Here is a 14398-nt window from a genome sequence, read left to right as displayed (position 1 = left end):
TGCAACAAAACAGAGCCTGGAAGGTGTCCGGTGCACACTGGTTGCAGCCAGTATTGAGTCAGAACGGAAGTGGTCCATGAAAGCCGTCTATATTTCGGAACCGGGCGGCCCGGAGGTCCTGGAGGTCCGCGAAGCCGATGCCCCGGTGCCCGGCCCCGGCGAGGTGCTCATCGACGTCGTTGCCGCAGGCCTGAACCGTGCCGACGTGCAGCAGCGGCGGGGTTTCTACCCGCCGCCGCCGGGCGCGTCCGAGATTCCCGGGCTCGAGGTGTCCGGCAGGATCGCTGGGTTCGGGCCGGGGGTGACCAAGGCTTTCTCCGTGGGCGACAAGGTGGTGGCGCTGCTGGCGGGAGGCGGCTACGCCCAGCAGGTGGCGGTCCGGGCCGAACAGGTCCTGCGGGTGCCCGAGGGGGTGGACCTGGTGACGGCGGCGTCGCTGCCGGAAGTTGCGGCCACGGTCTACTCCAACCTGATCATGACGGCCCAGCTCCAGCCGGGGGAGACTGTACTCATCCACGGCGCCACCGGCGGGATCGGCACCATGGCCATCCAGCTGGCAAAGGCCTTCGGGGCGCGGGTGGCCACGACGGCCGGCACGGATGAAAAGGTGAGCACGGCGAAGGCCTTCCTGGGCGCGGATATCGCCATCAACTATGCCGAGGAAGATTTCCCCGAAAGCCTCCGCCGGCAAAACGGCGGAAAAGGCGCGGACGTCATCCTCGACGTCGTGGGGGCCAAGTACCTGTCGCAGAACGTGGACGCGCTGGCGGACTACGGGCGCCTCGTGGTCATAGGGCTCCAGGGCGGCACCAAGGGGGAGCTGGACCTGGGCCAGCTGCTGAAGAAGCGTGCCGCCGTGGTGGCCACGGCACTTCGGCCACGCCCGGTGGAGGAGAAGGGCGCCATCATGAATGCGGTCAGGGAAGCGGTGTGGCCGCTTCTCGGCGACGGCCGGATCAGGCCGCTCGTGGCCAAGACCTTCCCGCTGGACCAGGTCCAGGCGGCCCACCGGTACTTCGACAGCGGCGACCATGTAGGCAAAATCCTGCTGCTCATGTAGCGAGATACATACTCAGTATTGTTTTCCGTGCGGACTGCGGCTAGGCTTCGGGTATACGCGGTATGCACGGGTCTTGGGGGTTCGTGCATACCGCTGCTACCAGCCAGAAGGAGCAGCATGTCCATCCGTCACAGCCTCCTCGCCCTGCTGCAGGACCGGCCGCGCTACGGCTATCAGCTCAGGGTCGAGTTCGAGAACCGGACCGGGTCCACCTGGCCCCTCAACATCGGGCAGGTCTACACCACCCTGGACCGGCTGGAGCGGGACGGCCTGGTGGCGAAGGACGGCGACGACGGCGAGGGCCACGTGGTGTACAGCATCACCGGCGAAGGCGAGGCGGAAGTGCGGAGCTGGTTCGCCGCTCCCGTGGTGCGCACCAATCCGCCGCGGAACGAACTCGCCATCAAGCTGGCGCTTGCCGTGACGCTGCCGGGGGTAGACGTCCAGGCCATCATCCAGGCGCAGCGCGTGGCTTCCATCCGTGCCCTGCAGGATTACACCAAGGCCCGCCGGGATACGGCGGGCAGCCAGCGCAGTGGTGACACGGCCTGGCTCCTGGTCCTCGATTCCCTCATCTTCCAAACGGAAGCGGAGGTCCGCTGGCTGGACCTCTGCGAGGCAAGGATGGTCCAGCTGGCCGCCGCCACTGCCGCACGCAAGACGTCCAACGGGGTCACGGAAGACGCCGCCCCGCTCAACGCGGACAGCCGCCGGTGAGCGTCCAGGGGCCGCAGCAGGTCCTGGAACTCGCCAAGGTCAGCAGGACCTTCGGGGAAGGCGCGACGGCGGTCGCCGCACTTCGGGACGTGGACCTCACCATCGGCGCGGGGGAGTTTGTGGCCGTCATGGGGCCGTCGGGGTCCGGAAAGTCATCGCTGCTTGCGCTGGCCGGCGGACTGGACCAGCCAACGTCGGGCGGTGTCTTTGTGGAGTCAACCCCCCTTGCCGGGCTGGGGCTGAACGAACTGGCCCGGCTGCGGCGGCGTGCCGTGGGGTACGTCTTCCAGGACTTCAACCTCGTCCCCACCCTTACCGCCGCGGAAAATGTTGCCCTGCCGCTGGAACTGGACGGAACCGCGTCGAAGAAAGCCCGCCGGCAGGCGGCTGACGCCCTCCGCCAGGTGGGGATACCGGAACTGGCGGACCGGTTCATGGACCAGATGTCCGGCGGGCAGCAGCAGCGGGTGGCCATTGCGCGCGCGGTGGTGGGGCAGCGGCGGCTGATCCTGGCGGACGAGCCAACAGGCGCCCTTGACTCGACCACGGGCCAGGGCGTCATGGAGGTGCTGCGCTCGCGGGCGGATGCAGGGGCGGCCGTCATGCTGGTCACCCACGAGGCCCGGCATGCCGCCTGGGCAGACCGGGTGGTGTTCCTCCGCGACGGGCGGATAGTGGACCAGGCCACCGCCATGCACGATCCCACCATGCTCCTGGCGCAGGCCGGCCTCTGATGCCGCTTGACCTTACTCCGGCTCCTTGCGGCCGCCGGAGCAGTTTCCGTGTTGCCCTACGGATGGCCCGCCGCGACATCCGTCGCCACCGGCGCCGGTCGTTCCTGATCGTCCTGCTGATCATGCTGCCAGTGGCTGGGATGACCGGAGCGGCCACCCTGTACCAGAGCTCGTTGAGGACGCCGGAGGAGATTGTCCGGTTCGAGCTGGGTAATGCGCAGGCCCGGTTCGTCGCCCTGCCGGTCGTGAACGCGCAGACGCTCCAGGACCCGCAGAACGATTCGGTGGCGGCCTCCAGTCCCGGGAACGTGGATCCTGATTTCATTGCCACGCCCCCTGAGGGAGTCCTTCCGGAAGGCTACGAGGTACTGCCGTTGCGCCAGCTGCAGCTCACTACACGCGTCGGGGAAGCGCTGGTGTCACTGAACGGCGTCCAGGTGGACGCGCTGCACCCCGCCTTCACCGGCAAGTTCACGCTCCTTGACGGCCGGGCTCCGGAATCCACCAGGGAAGTCCTCGTCTCGCGCGGACTGCTGGCACGGTTCGGCCTGGACTTCGGCGAGGAATTTACGACGTCGGCAGGAACGTTCGTGCCGGTGGGCACCCTCCGTGACGCGGACGCCTCCGACAACAACAGCATCCTCTATGTCCAGGCCGGGCAGGTGCCGGCAACGGTCTTCGCGGACGAACGGACCCACTCGGTGTCCTACTACCTGGTGGGGCAGGAACCGATCGGCTGGCAGCAGGTCCGGGAGGCCAACAGCCGGGGCGTCGGGGTGCTCTCGCGCAGCGTTGTGCTGGACCCGCCGCCGCAGGAGCAGCGGGTGGTCCCGGGTGCCCAGGCATGGGACACGTCCGCTGAGACCTGGACTGTCTACGGCACCTTCGGCCTCCTGGGAGCCCTGGCCCTCTTGGAGGTGGGGCTGCTCGCCGGTGCTGCCTTCGCCGTGGGAGCCAAGAGGCAGGTGCGGGAACTGGCGCTGCTGGCCGCCTCCGGCGCGGAAGCCCCCACAGTCCGTTCGGTGGTCACGGCGGGAGGCCTGTGGCTGGGTTCCATTGCTGTTGCGGCCGGAGCCGCCCTGGGATTCGGCGGCGCTGCTGCAGCCGTGCTTTGGGTGCGGGCCGCAGGCTCGCCCCGGCTGGCAGGAGTGCATGCGGACCCCTTGCTGACGTCCGTTGCAATGGCTATGGGGCTTTCCGCGTGCATCCTCGCGGCACTGGCCCCGGCCAACCTGGTTGCCCGCCAGGCGCTGGTCGGCGCCCTCAAAGCCGGCCGCGCTCCCGCCGGAAACGGAAGGCGGGCCAGCATCGTGGGCACCGTGCTCCTGGCTGCGGCGGCGGGGCTGCTGGCTGCCGGCTGGCTGCTGGGGCAGTCCGTGAAGGACCCTGACCGCCAGGCGGAGCAACTGCCCTTGGTGGCCGGGCTGCTGATTGGCGGAGCGGTGCTGGCTGTTGCGGGACTCGTGCTGCTGACCGGTTGGCTGGTTGGCCTGCTGACCTCGCGGACACACTGGCTTTCCCTGCCCCTGAGGATGGCCGCCCGCGACTCCGCCCGGAACCGTGGCCGGACCGTCCCGGCGGTGGCCGCGGTTCTTGCTGCCGCAACGCTGGCAAGCGCCGGCCTGGTACTGGCCGCCAGCCAGCAGGCGGCGATGCGGGAAAACCACTGGTGGAGCGCGCTGGAAAACCAGGTCCGCCTGCCCCTGGAGGTGGACGCCCCGTTCCTTGCCGACGGCGGCAGGCAACCCTCGGTTGCAGTGGACCCTGCTGAACTTTCCTCCCGGGTCGGGCAGGCGGTGGACGCTGTTGCCTGGACGAAAACCATCACTGCGCCGGGATCGATTGACTGCGACTTTGGCCCTGACGTGGATATGTCGGTTCCCGTCCGGACGGAGGATTCGAACTGCATGATGTATTCCCTTGCGGTGCCGGCGGAGCATCAGTGTCCGATGACGCCGCAGCGAAGGGTGGTGGACCCGAGAGACTGGCGCTGCCGCGGGTCGATGATCCGTGAATCCGTTTCGCCGCGGGGCATCGTGGTGGGACGCGAAGAGGAGATCCGGTTGTTGCTGGGCACGGATGCGGGGGCCGACGCCCTCGGGGTGCTGGATGCCGGCGGCATGGTGGTGACCAATCCGGTCTTCGTCCGGGAGGGGAAAACCACGCTGCTGGGACAGGACGTCCGCACGCAGCTGCGGTCGCCGTCGGACGGTTCCATGGTCCACGAAACGGTTACCAGCACCGCCTTGCCCGCCATTGCGGTCGAACCACTGGAGGCGGTGCCCTACTACGGCGTCGTATCCCCGCAAACCGCTGAACGCCTGGACCTCCGTGCGGAACCTGCTGAGCTCCTGGTCCAGCTGGACCGGCGCCCGTCAGCGGCCGAGACTGATGCGGCGGCGGCGGCAGTGGCAGGTGTCTATCAACAGCCCGGGGCCGGGTTCTGGGTGGAACCGGGGGTCTCCCGGGACAACCAGTGGATGTTCTGGCTGATCGTTGCGGCCAGCGCGTTGATAACGCTGAGTGCAGCCGGCATCACCACCGGCCTGGCACTGGCTGACGCGCGCAATGACCACGTGACCCTGGCCGGCGTCGGAGCCTCGCCCCGTCTCCGTAAGGCGCTCGCGGCGGCGCAGGCACTTTTCACCTCCGGCCTGGGCGCCGCGCTCGGAACCATCGCGGGGGCCGTTCCTGCCGTGCTCATCGCAGCCTCCACGGAGATGCGGACAGCGGTGGAGGTCCCGTGGCTTCAGCTGCTGGCACTGATGCTCGCCGTTCCCGCAATGGGCTCGGCACTGGCATGGCTGTTCACCCGGGCGGCCCTTCCGGCGTCACGGCGGGGGTTGGGGGCGTAGCCGGCGGGGAACGGCGGCGGTCCAACGTTCGGCGCCCAGAGGCTGCCGTTCAGCGCACCGTCATGCCCGGGTGGGTGAAACCCATCCCCATCACCGAGCGGCATTGATAAGGTGCCTTAGTGGAGGCTCGCACCCATCTCAAGGAGGAGACATGGCCGAAACGCCTGACAACCGGAATGGTTCGGCGCGGAGGGAGGGCACGGTCTCCACGGACACCGCCCTTCCCGCCGCTGCCGTGGACGAGAACGTCCGCGAGGCGGAAGAACGGAAGTGGACGCCGCGGAAGATTGCGCTGTGGGCCGCGATTGCCCTGCTGGGCGGTGTGGCGTGGTTCATGCTCGCGATCATCCGCGGGGAAACGGTCAACGCCATCTGGTTCGTCTTCGCTTCGGTCTGCACGTACCTGATTGCCTACCGCTTCTATTCGAAGGTGATCGAACGCTACATCACCAGGCCGGATGACCGCAGGGCCACCCCCGCCGAGTACAAGGCGGACGGCAAGGACTATGTCCGGACGGACCGCAACGTCCTGTTCGGCCACCACTTCGCAGCAATCGCGGGTGCAGGCCCGCTGGTAGGTCCCGTGCTGGCGGCCCAGATGGGCTACCTGCCGGGCACCATCTGGATCATTATCGGCGTCGTGCTTGCCGGCGCGGTTCAGGACTACCTGGTCATGTTCTTTTCCATGCGCCGGGGCGGCCGTTCGCTGGGCCAGATGGCCCGGGAAGAGCTTGGCGTGGTCGGCGGTACTGCGGCCCTTATTGCCACGCTCCTGATCATGGTGATCATCGTTGCCATCCTGGCGCTCGTCGTCGTCAATGCCCTGGGTGAAAGCCCGTGGGGTGTCTTCTCCGTGGGCATGACCATCCCCATCGCCTTGTTCATGGGCGTGTACCTCCGCTACCTGCGTCCCGGGAAGATCATGGAGGTCTCCATCATCGGGTTCGTGCTGCTGATGGCGGCCATCATCGGCGGCGGCATCGTGGCCGAAACCTCCTGGGGCGCCGAGATCTTCACCCTGGACAGGGTGACCATCGCCTGGGGCATCATTATCTACGGTTTCATCGCCGCGATCCTGCCGGTGTGGCTGCTCCTGGCACCGCGTGACTACCTGTCGACCTTCATGAAGATCGGCGTGATTGTGATGCTGGCGGTAGCCATCATCGCGGTCCGGCCGGAGATCTCCGTGCCGGCGTTCAGCGAGTTCGCCAGCCGGGACAACGGTCCCGTGTTCCCGGGTGCGCTGTTCCCGTTCCTGTTCGTCACCATCGCCTGCGGGGCGCTGTCAGGCTTCCACGCCCTGATCTCCTCCGGCACCACCCCCAAGCTGGTGGAGAAGGAACGCCAGACCCGCTTCATCGGCTACGGCGGCATGCTGATGGAGTCCTTCGTGGCCATCATGGCCCTGGTCGCCGCAATCTCCATTGACCGCGGCCTGTACTTCGCCATGAACTCACCGGCGGCGCTGACCGGCGGGACGGTGGAAACAGCTGCCACATGGGTCAACAGCCTTGGCCTGACCGGTGTGAACATCAGCCCGGAGCTGCTGTCCCAGACGGCCGCCAACGTGGGTGAGGAAAGCATCGTCTCGCGCACCGGCGGTGCGCCCACGCTGGCCTTGGGCCTGGCCCACATCATGCAGCAGTTCATCGGCGGGACGGCCATGATGGCGTTCTGGTACCACTTCGCCATCATGTTTGAAGCCCTGTTCATCCTCACGGCCGTGGACGCCGGCACACGCGTGGCCCGTTTCATGCTGCAGGACTCCATCGGCAACTTCGTGCCCAAGTTCAAGCAGCACTCCTGGCGGCCGGGTGCCTGGCTTTGCACCGCCATCATGGTTGGCGCCTGGGGCGCGGTACTGCTGATGGGCGTGACAGACCCGCTGGGTGGCATCAACACACTGTTCCCGCTATTCGGCATCGCCAACCAGCTGCTGGCAGCCATTGCCCTGTCCGTGTGCCTGGCCATCGCCGCCAAGCGCGGGACCTTCAAGTACCTGTGGATCGTGGCCCTGCCGCTGGCCTTCGCCGCGGTGGTCACCATCACAGCGAGCTACCAGAAGATCTTCTCGCCGACGCCGGCGGTGGGCTACTTCGCCAACAACGCCGCATTCAGCAAAGCCCTTGCCGAAGGCAAGACCGAGTTCGGGTCCGCCAAGACCGTGACGGCCATGGAGGCTGTAGTCCGCAATACTGCCATCCAGGGCTGGCTGTCGGTGATCTTCGTGGTGCTGAGCATCATCGTGATTGCCACCGCCGTGCTGGCCACCATCAGGGCTTTCCGGCACCACGCGGCCGGCACACCCGTTACGGATACCGAGGACCCTGCCCGGCCGTCGCGGGTGTTCGCCCCGGCCGGGCTTATCCCCACTCCCGCGGAACGGCAGCTGCTGGCCGAGTGGGAAAAGGTACCGGCTGAACTCCGGTTCGAACGGGCAGGGCATCACTGATGAGTGCGGGACTGGTTGCCCTGTCCAGCGGTTTCAGGGGGTTCGCCCGTTACCTGGGCGGCCTCCTGGGTGCCGACGCGTACACGAAATACCTGGAACACCACCGGGCCGCCGGGCACCAGGAACCGCCCCTTACCGAGCGGGAGTTCTGGCGCGACAGGACCGACCGGCAGGACGCAAACCCGCAGGGCAGGTGCTGCTGATTGAGCCTGCAGCGTACAAGCGTGTCAGGTGGGTTCATCGAGTGGACCCCGTGCGGATCGCTCATGAGAGTATGAACGCATGAGCGATCCGAACGACACTCAGGCAGCTGAGGACCTCCCCGTAGAAGGCACGCCCGTGGATGACAGCCAGGCGCCGGTACCGGCCCAGCCGGTCCAACCGAACGGCGCCAAGAAGGGCAGCAACCTGCAGGACCTGGTGGACGAGCCAGCCAAGGTGATGCGGATCGGCACCATGATCCGGCAGCTGCTCGAAGAGGTGAAGTCCGCCCCGCTCGACGACGCCGCCCGCGGCAGGCTCGCCGAGATCCACGAGCGCTCCATCAAGGAACTCGAAGACGGCCTGGCTCCCGAACTCGTGGAGGAACTGGACCGGATCAGCCTTCCCTTTTCGGACGAGGCCACGCCCTCCGACGCTGAGCTCCGGATTGCGCAGGCCCAGCTGGTGGGCTGGCTTGAAGGGCTGTTCCACGGCATCCAGACCGCCATCGCGGCGCAGCATGCTGCCCGCGAGCATGCGGCGGCGCAGGTGCAGCTGCGCCAGCTTCCGCCGGGGACCATGATCGCGCCGGGCGTGGTGATCGGCGAAAACGGTGAGCCGCAGCGGGCCTCAGCCGGGCAGCGGCCCGGAGTCCCCGCCCAGCAGGGCAAGCGCGAAGACCCGGACCACGGTCCCGGACAGTACCTGTAGGTTGCGCTTGGGCTTTCTCAGCGCCGCCAGGCAGGGGCGCAAGGACGATGCGGAACTGGGGAAGGGGTTGTGGCGCCGCGCGCACGACCGCTTCCATCGGGGACTGGACCGCTTCCACCAGGTGCTGGAAGGCGTGGAGGACGACCAGCTGTACGGGGAGCTGGTGGAGATCGCCAACGAGCTGGCGGCCCTCCTGGAACGGGTGCGGGCCGTCTGCGTGGAAGCGCAGCGGCGCTCACCGAGCGAGGGCCTGGACATCCCGGTGGCCCTGTCCGGCGTGCACCGTGCCTTGTCCAAGGCTGGTAACTCGCTAGCCACCACTGCCGAGGCGGCCGCTATGCTGCGGCTCGCCGTCGGGCCTGTGCCCGTGGGGGCCGCCTCCGTGCGGCGCCGTGCCGAGGCCGTCTTCCAGCAGGTAGCCGACGCCGAGCGGCACCTCCACGAGGCAGCCTCCTAACTGCAGGGGCAGGAATATTCCTGGTTAAGCGCGTGGCTTAGTCCGGCCCAAAACGGGCTGGAGGCCGGGCGCGTTTGGCAGGATGAATGAATGACTCTTTCACCTACCTTGACTTTCAATGACGGAAACACGATCCCCCAGCTTGGCTACGGCGTGTGGCAGGTTGAGGACGGCGTGGCGGAGAAGGTAGTCCGCCAGGCATTTGAGGCGGGCTTCCGCCACATTGACACCGCAAAGGTCTACGGCAACGAGGCAGGCGTGGGGCGCGCTATCGCCAGCTCCGGACTGTCCCCCGAACAGATCTTCATCACCACGAAATTGTGGAACTCGGACCAGGGGTACGAGTCCACGCTGGCAGCCTTCGGAGAGTCGATGGACCGGCTGGGCCTGGAGACGCTGGACCTGTACCTGATCCACTGGATGCAGCCCAAGCAGGAAAAGTACGTGGAAACCTGGAAGGCGCTGATCGAGCTCCAGAAGCGCGGCCGCGTAAAGTCCATCGGCGTTTCAAACTTCACGGTGGAAGGCCTGCAGCGGCTGATTGACGAGACCGGTGTGGTCCCTGCCATCCACCAGATCGAGCTCCACCCCTACTTCAGCCAGCGTGAGCTGCGCGAGTTTGGCGCGTCCAAGGGCATCCTGACCCAGGCCTGGTCTCCACTGGGCCAGGGCGGCGAGCTGCTTGAGGATGCAACCGTTGCGGCCATCGCTGCCAAGCACCAGGCAACCCCCGCGCAGGTCGTCATCGCCTGGCACCTCGCCATCGGCAACGTGGTGATTCCCAAGTCCGTCACGGAATCCCGGATTCGCGAGAACTTCGCCGCGCTCGAGGTTTCCCTGGACGCGGAGGATGTCGAGGCCATCAATGCCCTGGACCGCACCGCCTCCGGCGAAGGCCGGATCGGGCCGGACCCGGCAGTCTCCGACTTCGCCTAAGCCGGACCTGACCGCTTAATGGCGGTACCGGACCCGCGTTGCCCTGGTTTTGCAGGGCAGCGCGGGTTCCTGCTTTGAGGCGGATGCGGAATCAGGCGGCGAGGCGGACCTGCTCGACGGTGACCTCGTCAATTACGGCCCAGCCGTCTTCACTGCTGCAGTACTTGTTGGCGAAGCGCTGGGCCTCGGCCAGGGTGTCGAAGATTTCGGCCCGCGACCGGCCGCAGTCAGCGTCGAAGTACGTGACGTGAAATTCCTGAACGGTGTGGTTTTCCATGAATCCAGTCTGCAACCGGGGTCTGACAATCTCCGGAACCAGCCCCGCGTGTTGCTTTGAGACGTAGGGCCTAAGTGTTCGAAAGGCCTGAATAGTCTCCTCAGGGTATGCCGCCTCAGGCCACTCCGCCTGAGGCGCTCCTGGTTCCCGGTTGCCAGCCCAGCCAGGTAATTGCTTCCTCGGCGATGGGGGCTGGCACCGTATGCGGGCCGGGGAATTCCCTGTAGGTCACGTCGTAGCCCTCACGCTTAAGAAGGGGCACCACACGGCGGCTGGTGCGGTTGATAGGCAGGACGCTGTCGGTCTCTCCATGGGAAATGAAAATACGGGGCCGGCCGACCCGGGGTGCGGGAGGGATAAAACCGGGGGAAAAGGCGATGATGGCGGAAAACAGGTTCCCGTTTGCAAGGCCCAAACCCAGCGCATACGAGGCGCCGTCCGAGAAGCCCCCGACAGCTATGCGGCTTTGGTCCACGAAGGCCATGTGGAAGAGCCGCTCCAATGTCTGGTTGATCAGTTGCACGTCAGGTCCGAAGCCGCCGCGGATGCCGTCCCAGGTGGATCCCTGTGAGGAGGGCGCGGCCATGATCATCCTGTGCGTCTCGGCAAATGATGAAAGCAGGGCAAGTCCTCCTGCCGCATTCCCTCCCGCGCCGTGCAGCAAAAGAATAAGTGGGGCCGGCACGCCGGCCTCCAGTCCTGGTGGCAGGTAGAGCAGTGCGTCCCCCAGGGATTCCAGACGCAGCGGATGCTGGCCCGGGACAGGGGCGGAGGAGGGCGCGCCCCCGGGTCTCGCCAGCAGTACAGACGGGTTTGGCTGTGTTCCCGGACGATGCATGTCTGCTCCCGAACAGGCGGCCGGTGCGGCAGTTGCTGCGGGGGCTCCGCACAATCCGTGCCAGGTCCCGCCGTCGACCCGACTCGCTTCCGACAATAAGGATGACTCCGGCCCGGAAACGATCACCAGGCCAGCTGTCGGCGCTTCGCCTGCCAGCAGTGGAGGAGCCGGCGGCGGCTGGGGGAGGCGTCCGCGGTCTCAGACGGACGCCCTCGTCGCCGGCTCCACCCACTACGTTACGGTCCAGGAGTGCCCGGCACCCGAGTAATCAGTACGCGATTCCGTCAGCGGGGTGCACCTGCCCCAGGGGGGCCCAAGCCGGCAGGCTGCGATCCTGCTTCAGGCATGTACGCGTCCCGGCAAAGTACCTGCGGCTGCCAACTCCCGCTTCCCGGGGCAGCATGAAGGCCAGGACCGCAATGATGATTCCAATGGCCCCTGACGGGACAAGGAATCCCGCGGCGACGCTTCCTAGCTGCTCAGTCGGAGGACACGTTCCCGGGCGAGCATCACGGACCGCCCTGCCTTGTCCGCCTCCCGCAAGGCCTGTTTGGCCTCCGCTGCCGTGGCCGCAAGCTGCTTGCGGGCACGGTCCAGTTGCTCCTCCGCAGCCTTCAACCTGTCGCGGAGTTCGGCGGCCTCCTGAACCAGGGCGTCAATTTCGGACCGGGTCTCCTCCACCTGTTCCTGCAGTTCCTCCGCCAGGCCGCTCGTCCTCGCTTCTTCCGCTTGCGCTTCGGCGAGGGCGGCCTTTGCCTTTTCGAGCGCGGGCGGCGATGCGGGCCGGGGAGTCTGCCGGACCGCCTCAAGCCGGGGCTTGGTGGCCTTGGGCCGGGAGGTGCGCTCCGGCGTCGTACGTTCCTTCCTGGCCGGTACGGACGCCAGTGCCGGCTTGCGGGCTGCGGAAGCCGAAGGTGCAGGCAGGGCGCCGGGAACCGCCACCGTTCCCTCCAGCTCCGCGGCGCTGACCCCGTCCGCCGAGAGGGTCTTCAGGAGCCGCCCGCTGCGGACGGCCTCCGCTGCGCCTTCGTCCGCCGTGAGGGCACGGAGCGTTTCCTCCACGTCGGCGGCAATGGTGTCGCTGATGGCGCGGCCCTGCTGCTGGACGACGGACCGAGCAGTGTCGACGGCGGAGGCCAGCATGGTGCGGCGTTCGCGTCCCAGTTCCCGGAGGGACGGTGCGTCGAGCGACGCCTGCGCGTCCCGCATCCGGGAACCGAGTTCGGCCAGTCCCGCCAGGACGCCCGGCTCGTGCAGGGCGAGCATGTTGACCGCCCAGGCAGCCACGGAGGGCCTGGGCAGTCCCTTGACCGCCGCAGCTAGCTCCTTGTCCGTCCCGGCAGCCTCCTTTGCCGCGGCCTTGCGTGCCGCCACGAAATCCTCGAGCGGCACGGCGTAGAGCTCGTTCGCGATGTCCGCCAGGGCCTGCTCATCCATGTCCGCCATCATAGGCGGGGATACCGGCAGTCCGGACACAAATGGGGGGAGCCGCTCTCAGACCCGGGGAGAAGAAGGGGTGGAGGAGCCGGCGACGGCTGGGGGAGGCTTACGCGGTCTCAGACGTAAGCCCTCGTCGCCGGCTCCTGTCAACACTTTAGGTGCGCGCACCCGGCCGGCGCCCGAGTATCCAGTACCTGATTCAGGGCGGGCCAATACGTGCCCACTGTTGCAGGAAGGGGCTGAACCGCTGACCCACCGGCGGCTGCGGCGTGCTTGACTGGAATGGTGATCAGAAAGGCGCGCCTGGAGGACGTTGGGCGCCTGCGGGATATCGAGACCGCCGCGGGCGAGGCCTTCCGCACCCTCGGAATGCACGCGGTGGCGGAGGATCATCCGCCCAGCGTTCAGGAGCTCAGCCGCTATATATCTTCCGGGACTTGCTGGGTCAGCACAGCTGGGGAGCAGAAGGCTGTCGCCTACATCCTGGTCGACCAGGTTGACGGCAATGTCCACATCGCCCAGGTGACGGTGCACCCCCAGCATGCTCGCTTGGGCATCGGCAGGGCCCTGATCGACGAAGTTGCCTCCTGGGCGGCTGCGCAAGGGTTCACGGCGCTGACCCTGACAACGTTCCGGGACGTCCCTTGGAACCGGCCCTACTACGAGCGGCTGGGCTTCGCCGTCGTGCCCCAGCGGCTGTGGCTGGCGGGAATTCGACGGTTGGTTTTGGCGGAAGCTGCGGACGGCCTGGCTGCATGGCCTCGCGTGGTGATGAGGAGGGCCTTGGGGGAGCAGGAATCATGATCGTCCTGGAAGTGCGGGGCCGTCTTCCGCTGACCTGCTCCGCTTGTAGTGAGGGGAGGCTAACACGCCCGCGGGCGATGGCTGGCGTTTGCCGCTTAACCAGCGAAAAACCCCGAAAACCCCCAAGACAAGGGGCTGTCCGGGGTTTATCCCGAGCTTCCTATCAGAATCGAACTGAAGGGAGGGCAACGCGAGGGGTAGAGATCGGACCCAAGGCAGGCGCTGAACGGGTCATCCCGGGTCGTTGACCTGTTCAGCCAGCACCTGGCAACCGCAAGGGGCAGAGGTTTACCTTCTTGCTTTGGTCCGTGATCCGCGCTTGGATCACAGCATGACTGCACCTGACCGCCGCCCTATGGCGATAGAGGGAATCACTATCGACGCGGCGAAAATTCGAAGGGCCAATTCCAATGGCGCCATGGCTTTCGGCTTTCTCTGCGTTCCCGCCCCGGCCTCCGCACAACCCTCGATTGCTGCCATCGACAAGGCCATCTCGTGATAACCATGCCTTTTGCTCCCCACCAGCGCTTCCATGCCGCAGAGGTTGATAAGGGGATAGCCGTTCACGTTTTCCCTGTGACCGCGCCAAAGCATGCGGTGCAGATAGCAGAGGGCATCGCCCAGTCGATTCAGCCCCTCGACTTCAACGGAACAATCACCGCCTGTGCGGACAAACTTGGTCCCGGGCCCAGGACCAGCCGGTATGAAGCAGTGATCATTCAACGTATGCTCAGGCTCGGCGAACCGCTTAGCCCCGGTCAGGTCCGCAGCCTGGAAATGCTTGGACTCTTCTTTTGCTGCGTGCTGGCCCTGGGAGGGCTGGCACTGGTGCTGCTGAACCTCATCCTGTGACCATCTGCCACGATGGTGCCAGCACACCGGCAACCGGAAGGACCGATAATCCAGGCGCCGCCGT

General features: G+C 66.8%; 15 protein-coding genes. 12 read left to right on the top strand and 3 right to left on the bottom strand.

Annotated elements, in window-relative coordinates; all coding sequences use genetic code 11:
- Positions 1-76 precede the first annotated feature (76 nt).
- The 9 genes from AC5RUO_RS13745 (at position 77) to AC5RUO_RS13705 (ending at position 10123) form a co-directional block, all read left to right on the top strand.
- Positions 77-1060 (top strand): NAD(P)H-quinone oxidoreductase, encoded by a 984-nt coding sequence (locus tag AC5RUO_RS13745; protein WP_494010746.1) that lies wholly within the window; start codon positions 77-79, stop codon positions 1058-1060.
- Between the two features lie 117 nt (positions 1061-1177).
- Complete coding sequence (locus tag AC5RUO_RS13740) at positions 1178-1777, top strand: PadR family transcriptional regulator (RefSeq protein WP_494053784.1); 600 nt, start codon at positions 1178-1180, stop codon at positions 1775-1777.
- A complete protein-coding gene (locus tag AC5RUO_RS13735) occupies positions 1774-2511 on the top strand; it encodes an ABC transporter ATP-binding protein (protein WP_494103810.1) in 738 nt (245 codons plus the stop codon). Before AC5RUO_RS13740 ends, AC5RUO_RS13735 begins: the two co-directional genes overlap by 4 nt.
- A 62-nt stretch (positions 2512-2573) precedes the next feature.
- Positions 2574-5366 carry a hypothetical protein gene (locus AC5RUO_RS13730; RefSeq protein WP_494103809.1) on the top strand — a complete coding sequence of 931 codons (2793 nt, stop codon included), beginning with the start codon at positions 2574-2576 and terminating at the stop codon, positions 5364-5366.
- A 151-nt stretch (positions 5367-5517) separates the two neighbouring features.
- Entirely contained in the window at positions 5518-7818 is a 2301-nt protein-coding gene (locus AC5RUO_RS13725) for a carbon starvation CstA family protein (protein WP_494103808.1), read from the top strand.
- A complete protein-coding gene (locus AC5RUO_RS13720; RefSeq protein ID WP_494010741.1) occupies positions 7818-8021 on the top strand; it encodes a YbdD/YjiX family protein in 204 nt (67 codons plus the stop codon). Before AC5RUO_RS13725 ends, AC5RUO_RS13720 begins: the two co-directional genes overlap by 1 nt.
- Before the next feature lie 79 nt (positions 8022-8100).
- Positions 8101-8730, top strand: coding sequence for a bacterial proteasome activator family protein (locus AC5RUO_RS13715; RefSeq protein WP_494010740.1), 630 nt, complete (start codon positions 8101-8103; stop codon positions 8728-8730).
- Positions 8731-8737: 7 nt separating this feature from the next.
- The gene (locus tag AC5RUO_RS13710) at positions 8738-9187 is read left to right on the top strand and encodes a hypothetical protein (RefSeq protein WP_424574865.1); all 450 of its coding nucleotides are present in this window, start codon (positions 8738-8740) and stop codon (positions 9185-9187) included.
- Between the two features lie 90 nt (positions 9188-9277).
- Positions 9278-10123: an aldo/keto reductase gene (locus tag AC5RUO_RS13705; RefSeq protein ID WP_494103807.1), complete on the top strand. Its 846-nt coding sequence runs from the start codon at positions 9278-9280 to the stop codon at positions 10121-10123.
- A 91-nt stretch (positions 10124-10214) separates the two neighbouring features.
- Here the strand turns inward: AC5RUO_RS13705 and AC5RUO_RS13700 are convergent, their stop codons facing one another.
- The 3 genes from AC5RUO_RS13700 to AC5RUO_RS13690 form a co-directional block, all read right to left on the bottom strand.
- Positions 10215-10400: a hypothetical protein gene (locus AC5RUO_RS13700; RefSeq protein ID WP_494010737.1), complete on the bottom strand. Its 186-nt coding sequence runs from the start codon at positions 10398-10400 to the stop codon at positions 10215-10217.
- Between the two features lie 115 nt (positions 10401-10515).
- Positions 10516-10986: an alpha/beta hydrolase gene (locus AC5RUO_RS13695; RefSeq protein ID WP_494010736.1), complete on the bottom strand. Its 471-nt coding sequence runs from the start codon at positions 10984-10986 to the stop codon at positions 10516-10518.
- A gap of 723 nt (positions 10987-11709) precedes the next feature.
- Positions 11710-12675 (bottom strand): hypothetical protein, encoded by a 966-nt coding sequence (locus tag AC5RUO_RS13690; protein ID WP_494010735.1) that lies wholly within the window; start codon positions 12673-12675, stop codon positions 11710-11712.
- A gap of 285 nt (positions 12676-12960) precedes the next feature.
- On the opposite strand from AC5RUO_RS13690, the gene AC5RUO_RS13685 reads away from it, so the two are divergent.
- From AC5RUO_RS13685 to AC5RUO_RS13675, 3 genes are all read left to right on the top strand, one after another.
- Positions 12961-13482 carry a GNAT family N-acetyltransferase gene (locus tag AC5RUO_RS13685; RefSeq protein ID WP_494010734.1) on the top strand — a complete coding sequence of 174 codons (522 nt, stop codon included), beginning with the start codon at positions 12961-12963 and terminating at the stop codon, positions 13480-13482.
- Between the two features lie 331 nt (positions 13483-13813).
- On the top strand, positions 13814-13981 hold the full coding sequence (locus tag AC5RUO_RS13680) for a hypothetical protein (protein WP_494010733.1): 168 nt from the start codon (positions 13814-13816) through the stop codon (positions 13979-13981).
- On the top strand, positions 13978-14334 hold the full coding sequence (locus AC5RUO_RS13675; protein ID WP_494010732.1) for a hypothetical protein: 357 nt from the start codon (positions 13978-13980) through the stop codon (positions 14332-14334). Before AC5RUO_RS13680 ends, AC5RUO_RS13675 begins: the two co-directional genes overlap by 4 nt.
- Positions 14335-14398 lie beyond the last annotated feature (64 nt).

Source organism: Arthrobacter sp. Y3221087 (genome assembly GCF_059089905.1).
Note: the sequence above shows the minus strand (reverse complement) of the source record. Positions and strands in the feature narration are given on the sequence as shown.